The sequence below is a fragment of the Micromonospora musae genome (genome assembly GCF_003626635.1).
In the GTDB taxonomy this organism is placed as follows: domain Bacteria; phylum Actinomycetota; class Actinomycetes; order Mycobacteriales; family Micromonosporaceae; genus Micromonospora; species Micromonospora musae.
This window is the reverse complement of record NZ_RAZT01000001.1, coordinates 625,335-651,090: the sequence shown is the minus strand read 5'-3', so window position 1 is coordinate 651,090 and position 25,756 is coordinate 625,335. Positions and strand designations below refer to the sequence as shown.

Sequence of the window (25,756 nt, the reverse complement as noted above, 5' to 3'; positions counted from 1 at the left end):
CTAACCGGCTGCCAGCGGCGGCCGACACCTTCCAAAGTTGGTGGTCGACCTCTCCTAGGAGGGGCTCGGCGCGGCTCTCGGTCCGATGTGGGCACCAGGGCCGGACCGCGACGCTCATCGGCATGACGAACGACAAGTTGACCCGCACGACCAGGACCACCGCCCGGCGTACCGGCCGGGCGATCACCGTCGGCGCAGGGGTGGCCGGCGCTCTCCTGCTCTGGGTCGTCAACGACCCCTGGGCCGGTGCCGACCTCACCGTCGGGCAGGGCGACGCCGTCCAGCACATCGGCCCGGACGCCGTCGTGTTGGCCGCGCTGATCGCCGGGGTGGCCGCCTGGGTTCTGCTCGCGCTGCTGGAGCGCACGGTCAGTCACCCGGCCCGGACGTTCCGGATCATCGCGTCGACGGTGCTGCTGCTCTCGCTCGCCGGGCCGCTGGCCAGCGGCGTCGACACCGGCAGCCGGCTGGCGCTGCTCGGCATGCACGTCACCGTCGGCGCGGCGCTGATCCTCGGGCTGCCCGGCCGGCGCGACTGCCGATAACCGCAGGTCCGCAAGGGCGGGTGCGCCGTGGCGCGCCCGCCTTTCGGGTTGGTGGAACAGGAACGACGGCCGGCGGCGGCTCGGGCGTCGCAGACGGAAGCGTCCTCGGCAACAGGTAAGAACCCTTGCCGTAACAAACCATCTGGATATTACGATGTGGCGCTTCTGTTGATCAACTTGAGGAATCCCGTTGCTGCTCTCGCATCGTCGCGGGTACGGACTGACAGCGCTCTGCACGACTCTCGCGCTGCTCGCCCCGTCACCCGCCCTGGCCTCGGCCCCATCCACCGAACCTCCGCCCGGCTCCCCGGCCACGCCGTCGAACTCCCCGGCCGAGCCCACCGTCACCCTGATCACCGGGGAGAAGGTCACCGCCACCAGAACCGCGGACGGTGGCCTCAGTCCCGAGGTGCGCGACGCCGACGGCCGGCTGACCGGATTCACCTCGTCCCGCGACGGAGCGGACACCTACGTCTACCCGCACGGCGCGCTGCCGTACGTCGCCGCCGGACTGCTCGACAAGCAGCTGTTCAACATCACCGAGCTGCTGGCGGACGGCTACGACGACGCCCACCTCGACCGTCTCCCACTGATCGTCACCTACACCGACGCCGCCGCCCGGTCCCGCACCGCCTCGACGCCCCAGGGTGCACGCAGCGTGCGGACGCTGGACAGCATCCAGGGCGCCGCTCTGAACGTCGACCGCTCGGACGCCTTCTGGTCCTCGATCACCGGTGGCGGCGGCGACGTGGCGGCCCGGTCCGTGGGCGGGCAGCTCGCGCTCAAGGGCGGGATCGCCAAGATCTGGCTGGACGGCAAGGTCGAGGCCACGCTCGCCGACAGCACCGCCCAGATCGGCGCCCCCGAGGTCTGGAAGTCCGGCAACACCGGCCAGGGCGTCGACGTCGCCGTCCTGGACACCGGCATCGACGCCACCCACCCCGACCTCGCCGGCCAGGTCGCCGCCGCCGAGTCCTTCGTTCCCGGCGAGACGGTGAAGGACGTCTTCGGCCACGGTACGCACGTCGCCTCCACCATCGCCGGCACCGGAGCCGCCTCCGACGGCAAGGAGCGGGGCGTCGCCCCCGGGGTACGACTGCACGTCGGCAAGGTCCTCGGCGACGACAACTCCGGCCAGGAGTCCTGGATCATCAGCGGCATGGAGTGGGCGGTCCGCGACCAGCACGCCAAGATCGTCAACATGAGCCTCGGCGCCGACCCCACCGACGGCACCGACCCGATGAGCGTCGCCGTCAACGAGCTCAGCGAGGAGACCGGGGCCCTCTTCGTCGTCGCCGCCGGCAACCTCGGGCCCGCCGCCTCCACCATCGGCACCCCCGGCGCCGCCGACGCCGCCCTGACCGTCGGCGCTGTCGACGGCAGCGACACCCTCGCCTTCTTCTCCAGCCAGGGACCACGCGTCGGCGACCACGCGCTCAAGCCTGACCTCACCGCCCCCGGCGTCGGCATCCTGGCCGCCCGCTCCCAGTACTCCACGGGCGAAGGCTTGTACCGGCTGTCGGACGGCACCTCCATGGCCGCCCCGCACGTCGCGGGAGCGGCCGCGCTGCTGGCCGCCCGACACCCCGACTTCACCGGGAAGCAGCTCAAGGAAGCCCTGGTCAGCACCGCGAAGGGCACGCCGGGGCTCACCCCGTACCAGGGCGGCAACGGCCGGCTGGACATCGCCACGACCACCACGGCCTCCGTCTTCGCCACCACCAGCGCCGACTTCGGCTACCCGGACTGGCCCACCGCTCCCGAGGAGCCCGTCCAGCGGGAGGTCCGCTACACGAATCTCGCCGACAGCGCCGTCACCCTCGACCTCGCCGCGACCGTCGACGGTGGCCCGGAGGACCTCTTCACCCTCTCCGCCCGGCAGATCACCGTCCCCGCGCGCGGCGCCACCTCGGTGACCGTGACCACCGACTTCGACCGCGTACCGGCCGACCACCCCTTCTCCGGCCTGCTCACCGCGACCGACGCCGCCGGCACGGCCCGCACCCGCACCGCGCTCGCCGTCGGCCGCGAAGGTGTGCGCCACCGCCTCACCCTCCAGGCCAAGGACCGCAGCGGCAGACCGACCGGGGGAGAGCTCGTCCTGCTCGGGCAGGACAACACCGTCCTGCAGCAGCAGATCGACCAGACCGGCAGCCTGGACCTGCGGCTGCGGGCGGGAACGTACGCCGCGTGGCTCAAGACCGACCTCGAAGGCACCAACGGGCAACACTCGCGGGGACTCGGCCTGCTGCCGGTACCCGAGATCACCCTCGATCGGGACCGCACCGTCGTCTTCGACGCCACCAAGGCCCGCCGGGCCACGGTGAGCACGCCGCAGCCCTCCACCGTTGACGGATCCCGCTTCGAACTGTTCCGCGACTTCGGCGGCAACCCCTGGGTCTCCGCGTGGTACCCGGAGCCCGAGTACGACAGCGTCTGGGTGCTACCCACCAGCGGGAAGGTCACGAAGGGCGACTTCTCCTTCAGCACCCGGTGGCGTACGGCGCAGCCCGCGCTGACCGTGGCGGCCGGAAGCCGCGACTACGACGACCTGCGGGTGCGGCGCGCCGGCACGCCCCTGCCGCGAGGCAAGCACCACCTCGACGCCGTGTACGCCGGGGCCGGCGGCAGCGACGCGTACGCCACGCTGAACGCGCGCGGCAAGGCCGTCGTGGTGCGCCGCGACGACTCCGTACCCGTGGAGCAGCAGGCCGCCGCGGCGGCGACGGCCGGTGCCCGTCTCCTGCTCGTGGTGAACGACGGCATCGGACGCCTCGCGCCCTGGCCGGGTTCGGTGTGGGTGCCCCAGGACCCACCGCCGGTGACCGTGGCGACCCTCACCGCCGACGAGGGGGAGCAGCTCATCACCCGGATCCGGCACGACCGGCGGGTCCGGCTCGACGTCACCTCCCAGCCGGAGACCGAGTACGTCTACGACCTGGTCCGCGACTACACCGGCGCCGTGGCGGCGGATCTCACGTACCGGGTCAGCCTCCGCGACCTGGCCCGGGTCGAGATGTCGTTCCGCAACTGGCATCCCGCGCGGGCGCTGGAGACGCGCGCCAGCCTCGCCCCGTCCGGATCGTCGACCGGAATCGACTTCCACGAGGTTCCCGCGCGCGGCGAGCGCATCGACTGGGTCACCGCCGGGGCGCAGTGGACCACGAACGTCTCGATCCCCGACGAGCAGAACCAGCAGACGGCCCCGATCGCCTACCGGGCCGGCTCGGTGCAGGAGGAGCGTTGGTTCGGCCCCGTGCAGCGGCCCCGGCTGCTGACGAACTACACGGTCTTCCGGGGTGACGGCGACGGGATCACCGCCGTGATCCCCGGCTGGGGAGACTCGGGCACCGCGCACGAGGGCAACACCTCCGGCAACTTCGCCGTCGACAACGTCCTGCGGCTCTACCAGGGCGACAAGCTCGTCGGCGAGACCGACCGTTACCGGACGATGCTCAGCAGCGAGCCGCTCAGCCGGGAGTCGCTGCGCTACCGTCTTGTCTCGGAGAACAGGCGGGACGCCTGGGCCGGGCCGTACTCCACCACCACCCGGACGGAGTGGGGCTTCACCTCCGGCGCGGTCAGCTCCGGAGTGTGGAACCCGTCCCTGATCCAGCTCGACTACGCAGTCGACACCGACGTCGACGGGAAGGCGAAGCGCGCCGCCGACCTCACCGTCACCGCACTGCACCTGCCGACGGCGACCGAGGCGTCCACCATCCGTACGGTCACGCTGGACCTCTCCTACGACGACGGCGCCACCTGGCACCACGCCAAGCTTCGGCGCGACGGCGACGGCTGGCGCACCCGGATCGACGCGCCGCGCACCGCGCGGTTCGTCACCCTGCGCGCCACCGCCCGCGACAACCGGGGCAACAGCGTGGACCAGCTCATCACCCGGGCCTTCGGCCTGCGGTGACCGCACGGAGGACGGGGACCGTCCCGCACGACGGTCCCCGTCCTTCAGGTGCGTGCTCGACGGCTGTCAGCTCGCCCCTCGGACCGGCCGCTGTCGGCGCGTCAGAGATTGTCGATGTAGACCACGACAGCGCCGGCTGGCTGCGGCGATTCCAACTCTGATGGCTTGGCATCGACGTACAGCCACATCTGGTGCGCCGTCCAGTTCAGGATTCCGCCGGGCTCGTGGCGCCCGGAATAGACGGCGCCTTCGGGCCGGAGCGGCCAACCCCGGTTGTGAAGGTGCCCCACGAGTCGGGTCACCGTCATTGCTCGATCGGCACCGTCGGCCGCGGCCACCACGAACTCGGCCGTGCAGTTGCCGCTGCTGCCGCCTGAGGCGCACGACTCGACCGAGACCAGACGCAGCGACGGCGGCAGTGGAAGGATCTCCTCGTCGCCGACTGCGATCCGGAGCGAACCGTCGCCGTCGGCCGCGACGAGGCCGAGCCCGCAACCGCAGAACAGCAGCACGATGCTCAGGGCCGTGACAGAGACGACCCATCGCGCTCGGGCCGCCGTCCCGTTCCATCCGGCAGGAAGGTGGGCCGGAACGGCGCGCACGGCCCGATCGATGATCAGCGCAGCCAGGCACACACCGCCGAGCAGAAGCCAGACCGCGAACCAGTCGAACCACGGCACGGCAATCAGGCCGCGAGGCCATTGCGAGACGGCGAACGTGGCGGCCAGCACAGCGGCGAGGGCGGTGCCGACAGTTAAGCCGAGGCCACCGCCACTACGGGTGCCCCATGCCCAGGCGGCGACCACGATGACGCCGAAACCGGCCGCCACCACGGCGACCAGGGGCGCACCCTGTGCGAGCGGTAGCGCGATCAGCCCGGCCCCGATGGCGCTCAGCCACCAACGCCAGCCATTACCCGACACCACCGCCACGACGGTCCATGAGATCACCACGCGCCGTGACCGGCAAGCGCCCTCGCAGGTCTCTGCAGACCGCCTTGGTGCTCGGCGCCTTGATCGCTGTGCGGATGCCCGGCCGTCAGGTGCGGCCGGAGGACGACGGCCGCCGCATAGGCCACAGCACGGGCCCACCGTCGGGCAGCGGCAGCGGCCGGCCGTGGTCACGGAAGCCGTGGCGCAGGTAGAGCCGGCGGCTGCGTTCGGTCGACGCTTCCAGGTAGGTCGGCAGGTTCTCGGCGTCCGCCACCCGCAGGCCCTCGGCGAGCAGCACGCCACCGACGCCACGGCCGCGCAGGTCCGCTCGGACGCCGATCGACGCGAGGTAGAGGTGAGGCTCGGCGGGCCGGTGCGCCGCCACCAGTTCACTGACCGCCGCGAACCGGTGCGCGATGAGACCGTCGACGTGCCCGGCGGGCGCCGGTGGCGGGGCCGGACGCCGACGCGTCACGTCGTCGACTGGTGGCAGCCACAGTGACATCCCGCCGAGGGAGCCGTCAGCGAGCTCCGCGACGATGACCTGGTTGGCGCCGACCGCGGCGTGCAGCACTTCGCGCACCAGGGGCACGGCACTCGCGGCCCGCTCCACCGGGTCCGGAATCACCCAGGACAGCACGGCCTCGTCCGCGAAGACCGCGAGGTAGGCGGGCAGGAGGGCGTCGAACTCGGCGGGTACGGCGCGACGTGCGCGTACGGCGAGGGCAGCGGACACGGGCGCTCCTCGGATCGCGGGTGGTCAACTCCGAGGCTGTCCGCTCGGGTGCCGTGACGGGGAGTGCTTTCGTCACAGCGGATGCGGTGACGAAAATGTGCCGGCTTCGCCGACGGGTGCCTACCGGGATCCGCCGCGGGCGTCGTGCGAAGGGGCCTGGACCGACCCGGAGACCGTCAGTTGGCCGAGGGGCGACGGTCGACCCAGTCGGTGATGAGCCGACGCTCGGCAAAGAACCACCGACCGCCCTGCCGGACGAAGGTGTCGTGGTAGCGGATCGACATGACCATGAGGGTGCGCTGTCCCTCGTCGGTCCAGAGGTGGTGCGCGAGGCAGTACGTCTCTCCGGTGGCGCGGTCCCCGTCGAGGGTCACGCTGCTCTGACCGTTGAAGTGGGTCGTCTTGTCGTAGTTGCTCAGCGAGCCGAAGGCGGCGGCCAGGTCCGTGCGACCCGTGAGGACCTGCGCCGGCTCGGTCAGGTCGGGGTCGCCGTCGTACACCGCCACGCGGGCGTCGTCGGTGAAGAGCGCCGCCTGCCCCTGGGCGTCGCGTCGGTCCGCCAGGTGGGCGTAGGCGTCGACCAGTTCGCGGATCGCCAGTCGATCGGCGAGCTGATCAGCGAACGTCGTGGGATTGCTCATGGTGCTTCCTCAGGTCAGTGGGGTGGCGGCTCCCTGCGCATAGCCAGGGACGATACTGGCCCGGGCACGTCCGGGCAGGCCAACATCGATTACCTGGCACGGCGGCAGCCGCAGCCTGTGGCCGCGGGTCCTCGGCGGGGGCGTCAGCCGGTGGCGGTGAGGTCGGTCGTGGCGGCCAGCTCGGTCACCACGTCGACGACCCGGCGCAGCGCGGGCGAGGTGTTGTCGGGCCGCCAGATCATCTCGGTCGGCGTGACCTCGCCGGCGAGCGGTACGAACACCACACCGGTACGGCGCAGGTTGTGCGCCGACCAGCCGAGCCGGGTGATCCCGACGCCGGCCGCGACGAGGCCGAGCAGCCCCTGCACGCTGGCGTCGCGGGCGACGATCTCCGGGCTGAACCCGGCGGCGCGGAAGTTCTCGTCGAATGTCCGGTGCCAGGGCTCCCAGGAGCTGCGCGGGGTCATGACCCAACGTTCGTTGACCAACTCGGAGAGGGTCAGCTCGGTGCGGTCGGCGAGTGGATGCCCCTCGGGCAGGACGACGCACACCTGTTCGGTGACGATGGTCCGTGCGGCCAGGCCCGGGACCTGCGGGGGTCGGGTGAACGCGAGGTCGAACTCGCCGCTGAGCACGCCTTCGACCAATGGGGCGATGCTGGTCTCCTCGGTGATCAGCTCCAGGCCGGGGAGGTGTTCCCGGGCGGCCCGGACCACCGGCGGCAGCAGATGGTTCGCGGTCGTGGCGAGGAACGCGAGGCGGAGCCGACCAGTCTCGCCCCGTACGGCCCGCCGGACCACGGCGACGGCCTCGTCGGCGCGGTCCAGAACCGCGCGTGCCTCGGGTAGGAAAAGCGACCCGGTATCGCTCAGCGTGGTGCCTCTGCTGTCCCGGTGGAAAAGTTTCGCGCCGAGAATCCGTTCCAGCGCGTTGATCTGCTGGGAGAGCGATTGTTGCGTGATCATCAGTCGGCTGGCGGCCCGGGTGAAGCTCGACTCCTCGGCGACGGCGACGAAGTAGCGGAGCTGCCGAAGATCAGGGTTCACAGGCCGAGACTACCGCCGTGGCAGGTAACCGGTGTTGGCCGCGCCGGACTGCCTGCGAGCAGCATTGCTCCTGCCGACGAGGACACGAAGTGGAGTGGGGAGCCCCGCCGGGCGGAGAGCGGACGCACCTCGGGCGGGACGACTCATACCGGCTCGCCGACGAAGACTCTGGTCTTCGAACAGGTGACCCGGAATTGTTTGGTGGCACGGCTGGGAATGGATTCCTGGGCGAAATACCTCAGGTGCCGAAGAGCCAGGGTCACAGGAAAATCCTGCCACCACGACAGGCGATAGGTGTTGGACGTGTTCGGTGCGCCAAAACCACTATTGATTTCGGCAAACACCCCATTGAAAGGCACGGAAATGACGAACGAAACGCAGGATCGCGTCTGGTTGATCACCGGCTGTTCGAGCGGGTTCGGCCGGGAGGTCGCGCTCGCCGCGCTGGCCGCCGGCGACCGGGTGATGACCACCGCGCGTCGTCCGGAAGCGCTCGCCTTCCTCGCGGAGATCGGTGGCGACCGGCTCAGCACAGCGGCGCTGGACGTCACGGACCCGGCGTCGGTCCAGGCCGCCGCGAAGGCGACGCTGGCCGTGTTCGGTCGCATCGACGTCCTGGTGAACAACGCTGGTTTCACCATGATCGGCGCCGTCGAGGAGACGTCGATGGAGCAGCTGCGCTCGATGATGGAGGTCAACTTCTTCGGCGCCGCGGAGGTCACCAAGGCGATCGTTCCGCTGATGCGCGAGCAGGGCAGCGGGACGATCGTGCAGATGAGCTCCCTGGGCGGTCGGATGACCTACCCGGGGCTGGGGGCCTACGACGCCGCGAAGCACGCGCTTGAGGCCTTCAGCGAGGCGCTGTCGAGCGAACTGGCGCCCCTGGGCGTTCGGGTGCTGCTGGTGGAGCCGGGCATGTTCCGCACCAAGATCACCAACAACATGCTCCTGGCCCCCGAGAACCCGGCCTACCAGGCGAGTTCGGGAGGTCTTCGGCAGATGGTCGCGGGGATCGCCGGCATCGAACCGGGCGACCCGGCGAAGGCCGCGGCCGCCATCATCAAGGTGCTCGATGCCGAGAACCCGCCACTGCGCCTCGTGCTCGGCGGCGACGCGGTCGACGCGTTGCGTGCCCACCACGAGTCCCTGCTGGCCGACATGGTCACCTGGGAGGCGGTCAGTCGCTCGACGAACGTGTCGTGACGCGCCACTCGCCCACCCCTGAACGGGGCGTCGACCCCGCTGCCACGGCGACGCGCCCGAAGCGGGACGCCAGTCAGCCCCGCAACACCCCTTCTCCTTCAGCCCGCAACACCCCTTCTCCTTCAGGAGGATCTGACATGCCCACTCCACAATCTCCGATCGGCTCCGGCTTCGGCGCAGCCGCCACAACTGCCGACGTCATCAAGGGGATCGACCTCTCGGGCCGGACCGCGATCGTCACGGGCGGCCACTCCGGCCTCGGCCTGGAGACCACCCGTGCGCTGCGCGGTGCCGGCGCCACCGTGGTCGTCCCGGTCCGCTCCCCGGACCGCGCCCGGGACCTGCTCGCCGGCATCGACGGCGTCGAGGTCGAACAGTTGGACCTGATGGATCCCGCTTCGATCGACGTGTTCGCCGACAGGTTCCTCGCGACCGGACGGCCGCTGCACATCCTGGTCAACAGCGCGGGCATCCAGAACGTGCCGCTGACCCGGGACGCCCGCGGCTACGAAGCGCAGTTCGCCACGAACCATCTCGGACACTTCCAGCTCACCACCCGGCTCTGGCCCGCCCTGCACCGGGCCGGGGGCGCGCGGGTGGTCTCGGTCTCGGCATGGGCGCACAACCTCTCGCCCGTGGTCTTCGACGACCCGAACTTCGAACGCCGCGAGTACGACGGCTGGCTGGCCTACGGCCAGTCGAAGACCGCGAACATCCTCTTCGCGGTCGGGCTCGACCGGCGCGGCGAGGCCGACGACATCCGCGGCTTCTCCCTGCACCCGGGTCTCATCATCGGCACGAACCTCAGCCCGTGGACCACGCCGGAGTACCTGCGAACGAACAACCTCGTCGACGAGTACGGCAACCGCGTCGTCGACCCGGAGTCGGGTCGCAAGACCGTCGAACAGGGGGCATCCACCATCGTCTGGTGCGCCACCGCCCCGCAGCTCGACGGGATGGGCGGCGTCTACTGCGAGAACAACGAGATCTCCCCGCTGCTTACCTCGCACGACGAATCCATAGACGTGATGACGGGTCGGGTGGAGACGGCCGTCGGCGTGATGTCCTACGCCGTCGACGCGCAGCTCGCCGACCGCCTGTGGGACCTGAGCGAACAGCTGACCAACAGCGAGATCCAATAGTCTCGGCGTCACCCAGGACAGCGCGGGCTCTCCGAGGCTGACCGTCCGACCGGCCGGGGAGTACGTTCGGCACAGCGGATGCGGGACGAAGAGGTGGTGCCGGGTGGACGGACCACGATGCGTCGAGTGTGGGGTGGGGCTGCCCCCGAGTGCCGGCCGCGGGCGGCCCCGGCGTTACTGTTCACGCGGCTGCCAGGCCCGGGCGTACCGCCGCCGCCAGGATCGGGGCCGCACCGCGCCGGCACGGCGACGGCCGTCGGCCCGCGGCGGCGACCGTGCCGTCACCCGGGACGAGTTGGTCCGCGTCGCGGTGCGACTGGCCGACGCCGACGGTCTCGACGCCGTGTCGATGCGCGCCGTGTCCCACCACGCGGGGCTCAGCACTGACGCGGTCTATCGGTGGGTACGCAACCGCGACGACCTGCTCGCCGCGATGGCCGAGCAGGTGCTCGGCACCGAACGGGCCGGCGACGGAGCGGGCCGGTCGCCGCGTGAACGCCTCGAACGGCTCGCCCGCGCGGAGTGGTCGCTATACCGGCGGCATCCGTGGCTGCTGGCCGTCCTCGCGAAGACCCGGCCGCCGACCGGCCCGGCGGTGCTGGCGCTGGTCGACGGCGCGGTGGACGTGCTCACCGGCGTCGGGTACGACCCGCCCGACGCGTTCGCCGGCTATCTCGCGATGAGTGGCTTCGTGCAGGGCATGGCGCTGCTGCATGTGGCCGAACGCGCGGAGCGCGACGCCGGCGGCGCGGCGTGGGGGAGTTGGTCGACCCGTACCTTCGCTCGGCTGGAGCGCACCGGGCGTACCGCCGAGCGCCCCTGGCTGGCCGCCGCCGGGGCCGTCCCGGCGGACCCGGACCGGGAACTGGAGCGGTGGTTCGAGTTCGGTCTGGCCCGCCTGCTCGACGGCGTGCTGCCGTAACGAGGCGAGGCCGACCGAAGACCGTCGGCGTGGGCGCGCTGCCGTGGTCAGTCGTCGCGGCGGGACACGACGAACTCGGCGGACGGCTGCGGCGTCCTGCCGGTGACCTGCGTGATGATCTCCGCAGCGACGTCACGCAGTTTGCGGTTGCGGTGCTGCGACGCCTGCCGGAGCAACGCGAAGGCCTCCGTGGCGGTGCACCGTTGTTGACCCATCACCACCCCGAGCGCCTGGTCTATCACGCTGCGCGAGGCCATCGCGTCGGTGAGTTGCTGATGTACGAGGGCCTGCTCGGCCTGACGGAGGATGACGGTCAGCGCCGCGGTGCTCTGCTCGGCGAAGGCGACCGCCTGCCGGCGGGCCGTGGCGTCGAAGGCGGTGGCCTCGGTGGCGTAGAGGTTCAACGCGCCCAGGGTCTCGCCGTCGATGGTCATCGGCAGCGACAGCGAGCAGACGATGCCGAGCTTGAGGGCGTGTTCGCGGTAGCGTGGCCAGCGGTCGTCCCGGCGCAGGTCGGGGACCTCGACGATTCCTCCGCTGTACAGCGCATGCAGGCAGGGGCCCTCGTCGGCGCCGTACTGGATCTCGTCGGCCCGCACGGCGAGGTCGTTGCTGGCGGCGACGGTGAAGGCCGGACCGTCCCGGCGCACGGTCATTCCGCAGCCGACCGCGGGGGTGACGACCTCTGCGGCGACCCGCACGACCTGGTCGAGGAAGACGTCGACGTGAGGTGAGTCGGCGAGCAGGGTCAGCAGTCGGCCGTACGCGGGGGCCAGATGCGACTCAGTGGCTTCGGACATCATCGCTACCTCCTCAAGGTGCAGTGAAGGTGGGGGTGACCGTCCTGGCTCGTCCCTCTCGGGGGCGCCGGCGGTGCGTCTCGTTGCCAAGGGGGCCCAAGCTCTGGGCTGGGCAGGGTGCGGATCGGGTGATTCCCGGCTAAGGTCGACGTGGGTTCGGACATGAGCCCAGGACCAGTGCCGCCCACCGCAGGTGGTGGGGCATCGACCCGGTCCGGAGATCCTCACCGAGGAGCAGACTCATGTCCGTTCATCAGGTGCCGCATCCGGCACCGCCGCTCGCCACCGACGAATCTGTTCTCTCCGTCGTGCTCACCACGGAGGGCCCGGATTCGGTGGTCGAGGTCCGGGGACCACTCGACATGGCCACCGTGGAGCTGCTTGTCGACTTCACGATGACGGTTCTAAGCGGTGTGCCGCCGCCGGTGCTGGTGCTCGACCTGAGCGGAGTGAGCTTCTTCAGCGCCGCCGGAATCACCGCGCTGCTGACCGTACGCGAGCGGGCGGCCACGAGGGGTTGCGGGCTGGTGGTGCGCAGGCCGTCCCGGATCACTGTCACCGTTCTGAGCCTGGTCGGCCTCAGCGACGAGTTCATCATCGAGTGACCTGCCTTTCGTTCCCGGTCCGTGCTCTGCGCGAGTTCTCCACCCGTACCGAAGACATTCCCAAAGTTGATCAACCTAAACCTGTGACGTCGGCTCCTCGGCCCCTTGGCCCGTCGGCTGAACGGCCGATGGCTGCGGAAGTTCCATCAGCTGTCTGGTGATTCCTGAGCGGACCCCGCACTAGCTTCTGGTGGCCGGAGAGTGATGCCGGCTGATGAAGGTGAGGTGGGAGTTCGTGAGACTCAAGGTTGCGACCCTGGCGGCGGTGGCCCTGGTGGCCAGCCTGCTGACCGGGGTCGGCCCGGCGAGCGGCGCTCCGGCGGATGGTCCGCCGATGCCGCTGCCGAACCCGAAGGTGCACCCGATCCAGGTCACCGGCCCGGCGGCCGAGCGGCTGAATCTGATCATCATGGGTGACGGCTACCAGTGGGACCAGCAGCAGCTCTTCCTCCAGGACGTGGACCGCAACCTGGCCGTGATGTGGGCCACGGAGCCGTTCCGCACCTACCGCGACTACATCAACGTGTACGCGGTGGAGATCGCCTCGATCGACTACGGCGTACGGTGCGATCCGGACGGTCGGGTGCGCCATGCGGACGGCACGATCCGGGACACCGGTGAGCGCGAGGGTCCGATCAACGCCAAGAACACCGCGTTGCGGATGATCTACCAGAACGGCTGCGCCGACCCGCTGTCGCGGGGCACCGTCTACGGCGGCGCGCCGGAGAACTGTCAGGACTTCGCCGCCTACTACCCGGCCGGGGTCAACCCCTGTGAGACCGGCAACCAGGCGCACAACCGGATCCTCGACAACTACGTGGCGCCGGTGCTGGGCATTCCGCGCACCTCGCAGAACGTGCAGACGCTGGCGATCTTCAACACGTTCACGTACGGCGGGATCGGCGGCACCAACGCGACGACCTCGGGCGGCTCCCCACAGGGCCCGCTGATCTCGCTGCACGAGATCGGCCACTCGCTCGGCACGCTCGCCGACGAGTACCCGTACTCCTCCCGTGACGTGGTCCGCCCCTGCTACACCGGCGGCGAGCCGAACAGCTTCCACCACAGCACCTACACCGACCCGCAGAAGATGGTCGAGGACCAGCACAAGTGGTGGCGCTGGGTCGGCGAGGAGAGCCTCTCCGGCGGCACGATCGGGCTGCACGAGGGGGGTGGCAGCTACCCGTGCGGGCAGCGTCGGCCCAGCGAGCACTCGATGATGCGCTGGATCGGGTTCGACTTCGACCAGATCGGCCTGGAGCACATGGTCGCCCGGGTGACCGGGATGCGTAACTCCGGGCAGATGAACGTGCGGAACACGCCGACCGGCACCGTCGCCTCCGACGCCGTGCTGTGGGTCGAGCCGGGTCAGCCGCGCTACCACGAGCTGCAGGTGACCTGGCGCGTGGGCGGCCCGGAGGGCACCGTACTCGACACGAAGAACAGCCGCGATCTCGACCTCGGCTCGCTCAACCTGCCGGCCGGGACCGTGGTGCACGTCGAGGTGCGCGACCCGGTGGGGCCGGAGGGCACCGACTGGGTACGCAACCCGTCCACCGGCAACACGGCCACGAACTCCGGCTACAACGGTCCGCGGTTCGTGCAGACCCGGCAGTGGACGGTGGGGGAGACCAAGGTGACGCCGTCGTCGCCCGCCGCAACCATCACCAGCCACACCATGAACAGCCAACCGGTCGCCGGTGACGAGGTCGTGTACGTGCGGACCAACCACCCCGACGACCGGATCCTCGACGTGGCCTGGTCGCTGAACGGCAAGCCGGTGTCGAACCCGCACAACAGCCGCAACCTCGACCTCGGGTCGTTGAAGCTCGCCGCGGGTACCCACAAGCTGACCGCGACGGTGACCGACCCGGCCGACCCGGGTGGCGTCTCCGACCAGGTCGAGTGGACCGTCGACAACGCCCGCCCGACGGCGCCCCGCACGCTGTCGCAGCCGCTGACCCGGCTCGCCGGCAACCTGGAGCACCCGGTCTACTTCAACGGGTGGGACATGCGCCTGGATCCGCGGGACGACCAGAGCGGCTACGCCGAGCAGCGTTACGTCGTCGGTCAGCTCCGGCTGGACAAGGACGGCTGGTACAACTACTTCGGCTTCCCCGAGAAGCCGATGCCCGAGTCGCCGTTCCAGTTCCGCCACTCCGGCACCGATGTCAAGGCGCTGACCTACGGCAACCTCGGTACCGGCGGCCTGTCGAAGGCCGCGTTCGAGCAGACGCTGCCGGACGACCACCCCGGCGGTGGGTTCGTGCCGGGGTTCGGCACGCACCTCGTCGAGCACCGGGCCATCGACCCGGCCGGCAACGTCGGCGAACCGAGCTCCTACCGGGCCACCGTGCTGCCGGGCTCCTCGCCCGACTGCACGAGGACGCTGACCGGCACGCAGTTCCGCGTCGTGGCCAGCGAGGGCGTGACCTGCCTGAAGAACGCCCAGGTGGTCGGTGCGGTCTCGGTGCGGCCCGGCGCTTCGCTGGTGGTCAGCGACAGCACGATCACCGGCACGTTGGCGGCGACCGGCGCGCAGGCGGTGCAGATCTTCGGCAGCAAGGTCAACGGCTCGACGCAGATCGCCGGCACCACCCGGGACGTGACGATCGCCGGTAGCACCTTCAACGGTGCGGTGAGCCTGGCGCAGAACGTCCAGGTGACCGCGAACGAGCGGTACACCCGGCTGGCCGGCGCCTACGGGCCCGTCCTGGTCGGTAGCCGGATCAACGGAGCGCTGAGCTGCGCCGGCAACAGCGCGGCGGTCAAGGACTTCGGCGCGCCCAACACGGTCAACGGCGCCAAGGGTGGTGACTGCGCGGCTCTGTAGTGCGCGCACACGGCTCGGCGGAGCAGGTGGCGGGTCGGTGACAGCCGGCCCGCCACCGGCCGTGCCGTAAGGACCGAAAGGCATTTAGATATTTACATCGATGGTGCAGCCGATTACGGTGATCTCAACTCGAGTACCCACAGGGTGGCCACCCAATTACGCAGAGTAATTGCCCTGCCTGTCGGCGACGGGCAACCGACGTGACACCGGGAGATTTGCCTTGGGCTCCGAAGTTTCACCCCGCTCGTCTGATCAGCCGGAATCCGACCACCACGACGTCGTGCCCGCGCACGCGTCGAAGAAGAAGCGCCCTACAGCCATGTTGGCGGTCCTGACAGCGGGTGTCCTCGCCGTCGGGACGGCACCGCTCTGGGGTGCCGGCGGAGGCGCTTCGCTCGACGACGCCGCTCTCTCCGCCACCCCCACCTTCACCGTCGGCCTCCAGCAGGCGCAGGACCCGGGGCCGTTCCCCAGCAGCGTCACCCCGACGACCCCCACCATCACGATCGCCGGCCAACGCGACGGGGAGAGCACCTTCAAGGTCGTCGAGTACGACCAGGTGCAGCCGACGAACCCGGGCCAGATGGACTTCGACCACTTCCACACCGGCATCGAGATCCAGTGGTGGCTGAAGAAGTGGGCCCACGAGCGCCCCGACATCGTCGACCTGTACATCGTCGGAGAGAGCTACAGCGGTCAACCGATCTACCAGCTGACCATCACCGACAAGTCCACCGGGCGGGACACCGACAAGCCGGCCGCGTACTTCGAGGGCAACCGGCACTCCGGGGAGACCTCGTCGGCCGAGAGTTCGCTGTGGTTGGCTCACCACCTCATCACGAAGGCCGGCAAGGACCGGACCGTCGACAAGATGCTCGACGACAAGACCGTCTACATCCGTCCGGTCAACAACCCCGACGGCCACGACATGTACCTCTACACCGCCCAGACCAACCGGTCGACCGTCCGCCCGTACGACAACGACGGTGACGGCAAGCGTGACGACGACTCGGGCGAGGACATCAACGACGACGGCTACCTGAGCCAGATGCGCCAGTACGTGGGCATCGGCAAGGGCACCCACGTCGTCGACGCACGCGACCCGGCCGGAAACGCGATGCTGAGCGTCGGCGCCGGCAACGGCGACTACCTCATGTTCTCCGAGGGCATCGACAACGACGGCGACGGCCGCCTCAACGAAGACGGCGTCGGCGGCCTGGACCTGCATCGCAACTACCCCTACAACTGGCACCCGATGGCCGAGGACGACGCGACGGGCCGCAACCTGACCCAGGGCGGCGCCGGTGAGTACCCGCTCTCGGAGCCGGAGACCAAGCACGTCTACACCTGGCTGATGTCGCACACCAACATCGCCGCGGTGAACAGCATGGACACCCGCGTGCCGATGCACCTGCGCGGCCCGTCGACCTGCGACCCGGTCGAGTGCATGTACACGCCCGACCGCAAGCTCTACGAGCACTTCGACAAGGCCGGCGTCTCGTTCACCGGATACCGCAACGCCGGCAGCGTCTACATCGACTACGCCACCCGCAACGGCGGTGAGCCGGAGGCGCTCTTCGGACACGGCCCGGACTTCGGCTACTTCCAGTACGGCGCGGTCTGGTACGGCGACGAGATCTGGAACGGTGGCGACTTCACCGACTACGACAAGGACGGCCGGTACGCCGACTGGGAGCGGTCGCGGTGGTGCGCCGAGAACGGCAAGACGAAGTGCTTCCTGCCCTGGACGAAGGCGCAGCACCCGACGCTCGGGGCCGTCGAGGTGGGCGGCATCAACCCGAAGTTCTGGTCGCAGAACCCGTCGGACGACCTGATCGGCGAGTGGGCCGCCAACCAGGCCCGGTTCAACCTCTACCTGACCGAGTCGCTGCCGCAGCTCGACCTCACCCGGGTCCAGGTCAAGAAGCTCAAGGGCGGGCAGAGCGACGGGGCCACGCACGAGATCACGGCGACGGTGAAGAACACCGGCCGCATCCCGACCGCCCTGGAGCAGGCGAAGGAAATCAAGATCGTCGCGCCGGACACCATCACGGTCGAGGGCGCCCGCCGGGTCGGCGACGCCCCGCAGTTCTACCTCGACGGCGGTGACGACCAGAAGGTCCGCCTCCGCGTCGCCAAGGCCGACAGCGACACGGTCACGGTGAACGCGGTAAGCGTCCGAGGCGGTCTGGACTCCGCCGCCGTACGCCTGGGCTGAACTCGTGAGGTGGGCGTCGCCCGCGCCCGCGGCGACGCCCACCTCCCGGCCCACAACCGTGCACAACCCCCCGGAACGGAGAAAGTGAACCAGCTCATGAACGACGTGCAGAACGGAAGGCTCAGCCGACGCCGGGTGCTGGGCGGAGCAGCCGGACTGGCCGCCGCAGCCGCGGCCGTAGCGACGGGCCTGCCGTCCGGCGGCGCCGTCGCCGCCCCCAAACAGAACACGTCCGACCTGGCCCGCTGGCGTAAGCAGGCGGCGCGCGTGACGATCACCCGCGACGACTGGGGCATCCCGCACGTGGTGGGCAGGACCGACGCCGACGCGGTCTTCGGGATGATCTACGCCCAGGCCGAGGACGACTTCAACCGGATCGAACGCAACTACCTGGTGAGCCTCGGCCGCCTCGCCGAGTCCGAGGGCGAGAGCGCGATCTGGCAGGACCTGCGCCAGCGGCTCTTCATCGACCCGGGCGTGCTGAAGCGGTACTACGCGGACAGCCCGGCCTGGCTGCGCAAGCTCATGCAGGCCTGGGCCGACGGGCTGAACTACTACCTCGCGACGCACCCCGAGGTGCGGCCACGCGTGATCACCCGCTTCGAGCCGTGGATGCCGCTGAGCTTCTCCGAGGGCAGCATCGGCGGCGACATCGAGCGGGTTCCGCTCAGCCAGCTCGAAGCCTTCTACGACAACCGGTCGGTCGAGATGACCGACGAGGAGCTCGGACTGGTCTTCCGCGAGCCCTCCGGATCCAACGGCATGGCCATCGCACCGAGTCACACCCGCGACGGCCACGCGCTGCTCCTGATCAACCCGCACACCAGCTTCTTCTTCCGCTCCGAGCAGCACGTGACCAGCGATGAGGGGCTCGACGCCTACGGCGCGGCCACCTGGGGGCAGTTCTTCATCTACCAGGGCTTCAACGAGAACACCGGCTGGATGCACACCTCCAGCGGCGTCGACAACGTCGACGAGTTCGCCGAGACGATCGTGACCAAGGCCGACGGCCGCCACTACTACCGCTACGGTGACGCGCTGCGACCGGTCACGAAGAAGACCATCACGCTGTCGTACCGCACGACCGACGGCGGGCGGGCGAAGCGCACCTTCACCACCCTCGCCACCCACCACGGGCCGATCGTGCGTGAGGCGGACGGCAAGTGGATCGCGTTCGCGTTGATGAACAAGCCCGTGGAGGCGCTGCTGCAGAGCTTCCTGCGCACCAAGACCCGCGACTACGCGGACTTCATGCAGGTGGCTGGCTACAAGGCGAACAGCTCGAACAACACGCTCTTCGCCGACTCGAAGGGCGAGATCGCCTTCCTGGTGCCGCAGTTCATGCCGGTCCGCAACGACCGCTTCGACTACCGCAAACCCGTCGACGGCAGCGACCCGGCCACCGACTGGCGCGGACTGCACAGCCTCAAGAGCCTGCCGCAGGCGGTGAACCCGAGAAACGGCTGGGCGTTCAACACGAACAACTGGCCGTGGACTGCCGCGGGCCCGTACAGCCCGAAGCCGGAGGACTACCCGCGCTACTTCGACCAGGCCGGCGAGAACCCGCGCGGGCCGCAGGCGATCCGGGTGCTGACCGCGCAACGCCGCTTCACCCCGCAGAGCCTGATCGACGCGGCCTTCGACACCTACCTCACCGCCTTCGCCCGGCTCGTGCCGCAGCTCGTCGAGGCCTGGGACAAGCTGCCCGAGGGCGACCAGCAGAAGGCGGACCTCGCCGAGCCGATCGACCTGCTCCGCCGCTGGGACTACCGGTGGGACGCCGAGTCGACGGCGACGTCGCTGGCCGTGTTCTGGGGCGAGGCGCTCTGGGCCCCCCTGTCCCAGGCCGCCCGGGACGCGGGCATGTCGATGTGGGACTACCTGGCCGAGCGGGCCACCGACGCGCAGCGGCTCACCGCGCTCACGGAGGCCGCGGCGCGGCTCACGCAGGACTTCGGCAGCTGGCAGGTGCCCTGGGGGCAGATCAACCGCTTCCAGCGCAACGACGGCGCGATCACCCAGACCTTCGACGACACCAAGCCGAGCTTCCCGGTGCCCTTCACCTCCGCGCAGTGGGGCTCCCTCGCCTCGTTCGGCGCGCGGCGCTACCCGGGCACGAAGCGCTACTACGGCACCAGCGGCAACAGCTTCGTCGCCGTGGTGGAGTTCGGCCGGAGGCTGCGCGCCTGGGCGGTGACGGCCGGCGGCGCGAGCGGCCACCCCGAATCGCCGCACTTCGACGACCAGGTCGACCGTTACGCGAGCGGCGACCTGCGGCCGGTCTACTTCTATCCGCAGGACCTCAAGGGCCACATCGAGCGGGTCTACCGCCCGGGTAGCTGACCACCGGCGGCGGGGCCGGCGACCACGCGAGAGACGTGCCGCCGGCCCCACCGCGAGCACCCCGCCGACGCCGAGGCGCAACCGGCCGACCGGTACGCGCCTCGGCGTCGTCGCCTGCGCCGTACCGGAATCGGCCAGCCGGGCGACCCGACCCGCGTGATCCCACGCCGGATTGTCACCGCCGGGCGCTAGCCTGTGCCGATGCGGGAGCGGACATCCGAGCGAGACCTCCGTGGCTGACGCCGAAGACGTACGTCACCTGGCGCTCGCGCTGCCCCACGTCGTCGAGATCGACAGCGACGGCTTCGACTTTCGGGTCGCCGACAAGGGCTTCGTCTGGTCCTATCCCGAGCCGCGACCGGGCAAGCCGCGCCTGATCCGCAGCGACATCGCGGTGCTCTACGTCGGCGACGAGGCGGAGAAGCAGGCCCTCCTGCTCGGCGAGCCGGAGCGCTTCTTCACCACCCCCGCCTACGACGGCCTGCCGCTGGTCATGCTGCGGCTGGACCAGGTGACGGTCGAGCGCCTCAGCGAACTGGTCACCGACGCGTGGCGCATGCGAGCGCCGGGGGAGATCGCCGACGAGCTCGACGATGACGCCGGTTCGTTGAGCTCTTCGCTCGGCGCCGAGCAGTAGCTCCTCGGGCCGAGGGCCCCTCCGGGTCGCACCAGGCGAGCCGGACGCGTCGACGGCCGCGCCGACGCGTCCGGCGTCCGGTCACGACAGCCGCAGCCGAGGCTCCAGGATCACCTCGAAGAGCCGGTCCCACGGGAGCCTGACCCGGGCCGACTCGAAGCAGGCCAGGGTCGCGGTGAACACCCGCTTGCCCCGCCGGCCGAGCACGACGCGGTGCCCGACGAAGTGGTCGGCGAAGTAGCGCTCGGTCAGCGGGACCAACCGCTCGCGCACCCAGCCGTCGAAGTAGGTCTTCTGCTCGGCGGTGAGGGCGAGTGGGTCCCAACCCTGTGCCCGTGCGTGCGCGTACGCCTCGACCTGCACCACGTTCTTCCACGGGTCGTCCTTGACGAACCGGTAGAGCAGGTACTCGGCGTGCGCCAACCCCGGCCCCCGCATCTCCGGTACGCCGTAGCCACTGCCCGAGGAGCGCAGGTAGGCCCACCGGGCGGTGCCGTGGCCGAGGGCCAGGCCGAGCGCGTTGCCACCGGTGTTCCACCCCGAGTACGACAGCAGCGCCGCGAGGTCCAGTCGGGCCTCCATCCGGGTGACCAGTTCGTGGTCCGCCTTGTTCACGATCAGCGGGTCCACCACGATCACCGGGGTCCCGGCGGAGAGCAGGCCGCCGATCGAGTCGACGAAGGCGTCCAGGTCGGCGGCCCGTTGTGTGGCCGCCGCCGAGGGGGTGTTGACGGCGAGCACGATGTCCGCGTCGCCCGTCACGACCCGCCCGCCCACCGCGGTCACATGCCGCCGGATGTTCTCCGCGAACGGGATGCCCTCGAGCTGCGCGGTCCACTCCTCAACCGAGACGCCGGCGTACTGGACCCGGTAGGTGGGCGCCGTCCCGGCGGCGAGCACCCGGGCGACCAGCAGCGCGTCGACCTCGTCGGCGCCGGGGAAGATCTCCACCCGATCGCCCACGTCGAGCTGCTCCACCAGGGCCTCCAGCTCGACCCGCTCAGCCCGAGCCAGGCCGACCGGTGCGGTGTCGTCCTCGGAGAGCACGAGGTGGGTGATGGTCCCGTCCGCGACCCACTCGACCATCAACCGGTTGACCTGGTGGTTTCGCGCCCGCGCGGCCAAGTAGTCCTCGACGACCTGGTCCGGGATCTGGGCCCGGACGGCGTCGAGTTGGGCCCGCAGCTCCTCCTGCCCGAGGTTGACCACCTGGTCGTAGAGTTTCGCCCAATCGACCAGAAGCGTCCGGTAGTTGTCCAGGTCGGTGCCGGTGCTGGTGATGGCCAGCCGCTGGATCGTGTCGTGCACCTCGATCACGGCGTCCGGCCGGGTCGAGCGCAGCGTGCGGATGGCGCCCACGTTCTCCAGGGCGGAGGCCAGGGTCGGGCCGGCGGTGCGGGAGGCGATCAGGCCGCCGTAGGCGAGCATGCTGACCGAGACGACGTATCCGTCGACCCCCTCGACGGCGGTGAGCCAGCGGGCGATGGCAGCGCCGTCGCCGGGGACGAAGAAGCGACCGAGCAGGTCCCGGGGCGGCAGGCGCACCTGGGCACCTGCGCTCGCCGCGGTCATCTCCGGGCAGTAGGTGTTGACCGGCCGGTCGTCCAGCGGCACCAGGGCCACCGTTCGCTGCCGCCTACCGGGCCCGGCCGACGCGGGTCGGCCGATGGCTGCGGTGGTCACGCCGGCCACACCGGCGGCGAGCAGGGCACGTCTTCTCATGTCTCGTCCTCTTCTCTGGATCGCCCGCCGTGCGGAGACGTGCCAGCACGAGCCGTGCGTGACTCACCACAGGGAAACGTCGGTCCTCGCCGATCAGGACCGCGTGCGCGTCGGCCCCGGAGGGCCGCGCCGACCTGCTTCCCGGTGTGGTGCGGCCCCTCGGCCGTTGCCGGAACCGGTCTCAGCGCGGCGGGTCGCGTCACGAGCGTGAGACCGGGCCAGGCGGTCTGCCGGCCGGCGTGGAGTGGTCCCGGTGGCGTCCACGGTCGACCGGTCCATCCGGACGAGCGCACGGTGACGTGTGCTCTGACACGACGTGGTGCGCTCGGCACGGCGGGGCATCCTCCTGCTGGCTAATACGTATTAGCACGCGGGTTGCGTTGGGATGCTGCTCGGTTCACCGGAGCAATGTCAAGAGCCGGCGAGGAGCGATCCTCATCGGGGCCTCAGTTGGCTCAGGCGCCGAGGGATCCTCCGCCTCGCCGGACCGTCGCCTGGCCTCGGCTCGCTCGGGCGAGCCTCATGAGACCGGCCCCAGCCGGTCGAGGAGCGCGACGGTCACCGTCCGAGTGTCGGCGGTGCCACCGAGGTCGCGGGTCCGGGTGCCCGGTTCCCGCAGCGTCGCCTCCATGGCGGCTACCAGGTCCTGCGCGGCCGGAGTATGGCCGAGATGGTCGAGCATCAGGGCCGCCGACCACACCGCGCCGAGCGGGTTGGCCACCCCCTTGCCGGCGATGTCCGGCGCGGACCCGTGGACCGGTTCGAACATCGACGGATAGCTCCGGGTCGGGTCGAGGTTGGCCGACGGGGCGATCCCGATCGAGCCGGCCACCGCCGCGGCCAGGTCGCTGAGGATGTCGCCGAAGAGGTTGGAGGCCACCACCACGTCGAAGCTCACCGGCTGGAGCACGAACTTCGCGGCGAGCGCGTCGATGTGCTCACTTCGCCATCGCACGTCCGGGAAGGCCGCGGCCCGTTCGGCCACCACCTCGTCCCAGAACGGCATGGTGTGCACGATGCCGTTCGACTTGGTCGCCGAGGTGACGTGCCCGCGGCGGGTGCGGGCCAGCTCGAAGGCGTAGTCGGCGATCCGGCTGACCCCCGCCCGGGTGAATACCGCCTCCTGCACCGCCAACTCCTCGGGGTGGCCGCGGCCGAGCCGGCCGCCGATCTCGCTGTACTCGCCCTCCACGTTCTCGCGTACGACCACGAAGTCGACCTCGCCCGGCAGCGCGCCGCGTACCGGGCTGTCGACCCCGTCGAAGACCCGCACCGGCCGCAGGTTGACGTACTGCCGGAAGGCCCGCCGGATCGGGATCAGCAGGCCCCACAGCGAGACGTGGTCGGGTACGCCGGGCGCGCCGACCGCGCCGAGCAGGATCGCGTCGTACGGCCGGAGCACGTCGAGCCCGTCGGCCGGCATCATCGCGCCCGTGCGCAGGTAACGCTCGCACGACCAGTCGTACTCGTCGTAGTCGAGCTCGATGGCGTGCCGTTTGCAGACGGCGTCGAGCACGGTGCGGGTGGCCGAGATGACCTCGGTGCCGATGCCGTCGCCCGGGATGACGGCGATGCGGTGACTCATCGGCCGACCCCGGTCAGGCTGAGCATCACGGGTAGCAGCAGCAGGATGACGATCGCCCCGATGACGTCGAACGAGGCGCCGGATCGGATCATCCGGGTGATCGGTACGGTCCCGGAGCCGTAGACCACCGCGTTCTGCGGTGTGGAGACCGGCAGCATGAACCCGAAGGAGGCCGCGAAGGTGGCCGCGAGGGCGGGTACGAACGGGTCCACGCCCGCGGCGACGGCGACCGGGATGATGATCGGTACGACGACCGCCGCCGAGGCGGTGTTGCTGGTCGTCTCGGAGATGACGATCGCCAGCAGCACGGCGAACGCGGTGATCGCGAAGACGCTGGTCAGGCCGAGCCAGTCGGAGCTGGCGTTGCCGATGGTCGCGGCGAGGCCGGTGTCGTCGAGCAGCGCCCCGAAGATGATGCCGGTGCCGAAGAGGAGGATGGTGCCCCAGTCGATCCGCGCGGCGTCGCTCCAGTTGAGGGTGTACTCCCGGTTGCGCCAGTCGGTGGGGAGCAGGAAGAGCAGGGACGCACCGAGCACCGCGACGACACCCTCGTTGAGCCGGCCGCTGACCGTCTCGTAGACGCTGGAGTCGGTACCCGCGATCAGCGCGACGACGCCCGGGAAGATCCAGAGTGTCACCGTCACGGTGAAGGCGATGAGGGTGTTCTTCTCGGCTCGGGACAGCTTGCCCAGCCGGGCACGTTCGGCGGCGACGTACTCCTCGACCCCCTCGATCCGGCGGATCTCCGGCTTGTTGAGCAGCAGCAGGATGGTGGCCAGCGCCACGAACATGACCAGGCAGATCGGGAACGCCGTGGCCATCCAGCCGGCGAACGAGATCCGCTCGCCGGTGGCCTCCTCGATGAGCGCGCGGCCGATCAGGTTGGGGGGCGTGCCCACCGGGGTGAGCAGGCCGCCGACGCTGGCTCCGTAGGCGAGCATCAGCATCAGCGCGAAGCCGATCCGCAGGCGGGTCGGGTCCCAGCCGGGCTTGGCCAGGCCGCGGCTCTGCAGCAGCTTGGCGATGACGGCGAGGATGCCCAGCGCGGTGGGGAGCAGCATCGCGACGGTCGCGGTGTTCGACACGAACGCCGACAGCAGGCACGTGATGACGCCGAAGGCGACGACCACCCGGCCGGTCGTCTTGCCCACGCCGGGCAGCGACAGGACGCGGAACGCGAACCGTTGCGCCAGGCCGTGCTTGAGCATGGCCTGGGCGAGGATGAACGCGCCGATGAAGGTGAAGACGGTCGACGAGCCGAACGGCGCCAGCACGTCACCGGCCGGGGCGACGCCCATCAGCACGATCACGCCGACGCCGATGAGACCGCCGACCGGGATCGGCACCGCCTCGGTGATCCACAGGGCGATGACGCCGATCAGGATTCCGGCCAGGGTCTGCTGGCTGGGCGGAATGTCGAGCGGCAGGGCGAGGAAGATCAACGCCAGTGCGGGCGCGAGGATCAGGCCCGACGTCCGCCGCCGCTTCTCGAAGCGTTCCTCGGCGGGGGAGAGGCGCTGCTCGGCGAGGCCCCGGTACGTGGCACCGCCGAGAAGTGCCTGGTCGACGTCGACCTGGGCCGGATCGTCCGGCTGGCCGTCGCGTCGCTGCTCCGGCACCGCCGTACGTGAATCACGTCCATCAGCATCGATGTCTGCCATCGTCCGATGATCCGACCAGTGACCTGGCTCACGCAAGCCCCTTGGGCCGACCGGCTCCGCCGGGTCGTCGTCCACCCGGGTTCCCTCGCCGAGTGTCACTAGAGCTGCGCGAGCTACGCGACCTCCTGGAGCAGGCGATCGCCCACCCCGCCTGACGCGCTGGTCAGGCGCTGTTCCAGCCCTCCGACACGCCGTCGCACCCCGAAGGCGCTGTTTCGTCGTACCCTCCGGGTACGACTGACATCGACCGATGAGTCTTCGGCGTC

At 70.4% G+C, this 25,756-nt stretch carries 18 protein-coding genes; 10 read left to right on the top strand and 8 right to left on the bottom strand.

What is annotated here, in order from left to right; genetic code table 11:
* Positions 1-122: 122 nt before the first annotated feature.
* Positions 123-545 carry a DUF6069 family protein gene (locus D7044_RS02885; RefSeq protein ID WP_120687870.1) on the top strand — a complete coding sequence of 141 codons (423 nt, stop codon included), beginning with the start codon at positions 123-125 and terminating at the stop codon, positions 543-545.
* A gap of 190 nt (positions 546-735) precedes the next feature.
* On the top strand, positions 736-4,464 hold the full coding sequence (locus D7044_RS02880) for a S8 family serine peptidase (protein ID WP_199716422.1): 3,729 nt from the start codon (positions 736-738) through the stop codon (positions 4,462-4,464).
* Between the two features lie 101 nt (positions 4,465-4,565).
* Here D7044_RS02880 and D7044_RS02875 read toward each other — a convergent pair whose 3' ends face one another.
* From D7044_RS02875 to D7044_RS02860, 4 genes are all read right to left on the bottom strand, one after another.
* Positions 4,566-5,417, bottom strand: coding sequence for a hypothetical protein (locus D7044_RS02875; RefSeq protein ID WP_120687869.1), 852 nt, complete (start codon positions 5,415-5,417; stop codon positions 4,566-4,568).
* An 85-nt stretch (positions 5,418-5,502) separates the two neighbouring features.
* Entirely contained in the window at positions 5,503-6,132 is a 630-nt protein-coding gene (locus D7044_RS32545; protein WP_199716421.1) for a GNAT family N-acetyltransferase, read from the bottom strand.
* 176 nt (positions 6,133-6,308) lie between these two features.
* Positions 6,309-6,773 (bottom strand): nuclear transport factor 2 family protein, encoded by a 465-nt coding sequence (locus D7044_RS02865; protein WP_120687868.1) that lies wholly within the window; start codon positions 6,771-6,773, stop codon positions 6,309-6,311.
* A gap of 143 nt (positions 6,774-6,916) precedes the next feature.
* Positions 6,917-7,819, bottom strand: a complete 903-nt coding sequence (locus tag D7044_RS02860; RefSeq protein WP_120687867.1) for a LysR family transcriptional regulator — start codon at positions 7,817-7,819, stop codon at positions 6,917-6,919.
* Between the two features lie 294 nt (positions 7,820-8,113).
* On the opposite strand from D7044_RS02860, the gene D7044_RS02855 reads away from it, so the two are divergent.
* The 3 genes from D7044_RS02855 (at position 8,114) to D7044_RS02845 (ending at position 11,086) form a co-directional block, all read left to right on the top strand.
* Complete coding sequence (locus tag D7044_RS02855; RefSeq protein ID WP_233564846.1) at positions 8,114-9,022, top strand: SDR family NAD(P)-dependent oxidoreductase; 909 nt, start codon at positions 8,114-8,116, stop codon at positions 9,020-9,022.
* A 137-nt stretch (positions 9,023-9,159) separates the two neighbouring features.
* The gene (locus D7044_RS02850) at positions 9,160-10,164 is read left to right on the top strand and encodes an SDR family NAD(P)-dependent oxidoreductase (RefSeq protein ID WP_120687865.1); all 1,005 of its coding nucleotides are present in this window, start codon (positions 9,160-9,162) and stop codon (positions 10,162-10,164) included.
* A 310-nt stretch (positions 10,165-10,474) separates the two neighbouring features.
* Positions 10,475-11,086 (top strand): TetR/AcrR family transcriptional regulator, encoded by a 612-nt coding sequence (locus D7044_RS02845; RefSeq protein WP_158609951.1) that lies wholly within the window; start codon positions 10,475-10,477, stop codon positions 11,084-11,086.
* Positions 11,087-11,133: 47 nt separating this feature from the next.
* Here the strand turns inward: D7044_RS02845 and D7044_RS02840 are convergent, their stop codons facing one another.
* Positions 11,134-11,886, bottom strand: a complete 753-nt coding sequence (locus tag D7044_RS02840; RefSeq protein WP_158609950.1) for a GAF and ANTAR domain-containing protein — start codon at positions 11,884-11,886, stop codon at positions 11,134-11,136.
* Between the two features lie 242 nt (positions 11,887-12,128).
* Between D7044_RS02840 and D7044_RS02835 the strand changes: the two genes are divergently transcribed.
* From D7044_RS02835 to D7044_RS02815, 5 genes are all read left to right on the top strand, one after another.
* Positions 12,129-12,491 carry an STAS domain-containing protein gene (locus D7044_RS02835; RefSeq protein WP_120675910.1) on the top strand — a complete coding sequence of 121 codons (363 nt, stop codon included), beginning with the start codon at positions 12,129-12,131 and terminating at the stop codon, positions 12,489-12,491.
* Positions 12,492-12,726: 235 nt separating this feature from the next.
* Positions 12,727-15,324: a M64 family metallopeptidase gene (locus D7044_RS02830; protein WP_147434569.1), complete on the top strand. Its 2,598-nt coding sequence runs from the start codon at positions 12,727-12,729 to the stop codon at positions 15,322-15,324.
* Between the two features lie 280 nt (positions 15,325-15,604).
* Complete coding sequence (locus tag D7044_RS02825) at positions 15,605-17,542, top strand: M14 family metallopeptidase (RefSeq protein WP_199716420.1); 1,938 nt, start codon at positions 15,605-15,607, stop codon at positions 17,540-17,542.
* Positions 17,543-17,638: 96 nt separating this feature from the next.
* Complete coding sequence (locus D7044_RS02820) at positions 17,639-19,885, top strand: penicillin acylase family protein (protein WP_120687914.1); 2,247 nt, start codon at positions 17,639-17,641, stop codon at positions 19,883-19,885.
* Positions 19,886-20,117: 232 nt separating this feature from the next.
* Entirely contained in the window at positions 20,118-20,522 is a 405-nt protein-coding gene (locus D7044_RS02815; protein ID WP_120687861.1) for an MmcQ/YjbR family DNA-binding protein, read from the top strand.
* Positions 20,523-20,603: 81 nt separating this feature from the next.
* Here D7044_RS02815 and D7044_RS02810 read toward each other — a convergent pair whose 3' ends face one another.
* From D7044_RS02810 to D7044_RS02800, 3 genes are all read right to left on the bottom strand, one after another.
* The gene (locus tag D7044_RS02810) at positions 20,604-22,244 is read right to left on the bottom strand and encodes a DUF4127 family protein (protein ID WP_120687860.1); all 1,641 of its coding nucleotides are present in this window, start codon (positions 22,242-22,244) and stop codon (positions 20,604-20,606) included.
* Between the two features lie 520 nt (positions 22,245-22,764).
* Positions 22,765-23,829: a tartrate dehydrogenase gene (locus D7044_RS02805; protein ID WP_120687859.1), complete on the bottom strand. Its 1,065-nt coding sequence runs from the start codon at positions 23,827-23,829 to the stop codon at positions 22,765-22,767.
* Complete coding sequence (locus D7044_RS02800) at positions 23,826-25,490, bottom strand: SLC13 family permease (RefSeq protein ID WP_120687858.1); 1,665 nt, start codon at positions 25,488-25,490, stop codon at positions 23,826-23,828. The genes D7044_RS02805 and D7044_RS02800 overlap by 4 nt, the downstream gene beginning before the upstream one ends.
* Positions 25,491-25,756: the final 266 nt, after the last annotated feature.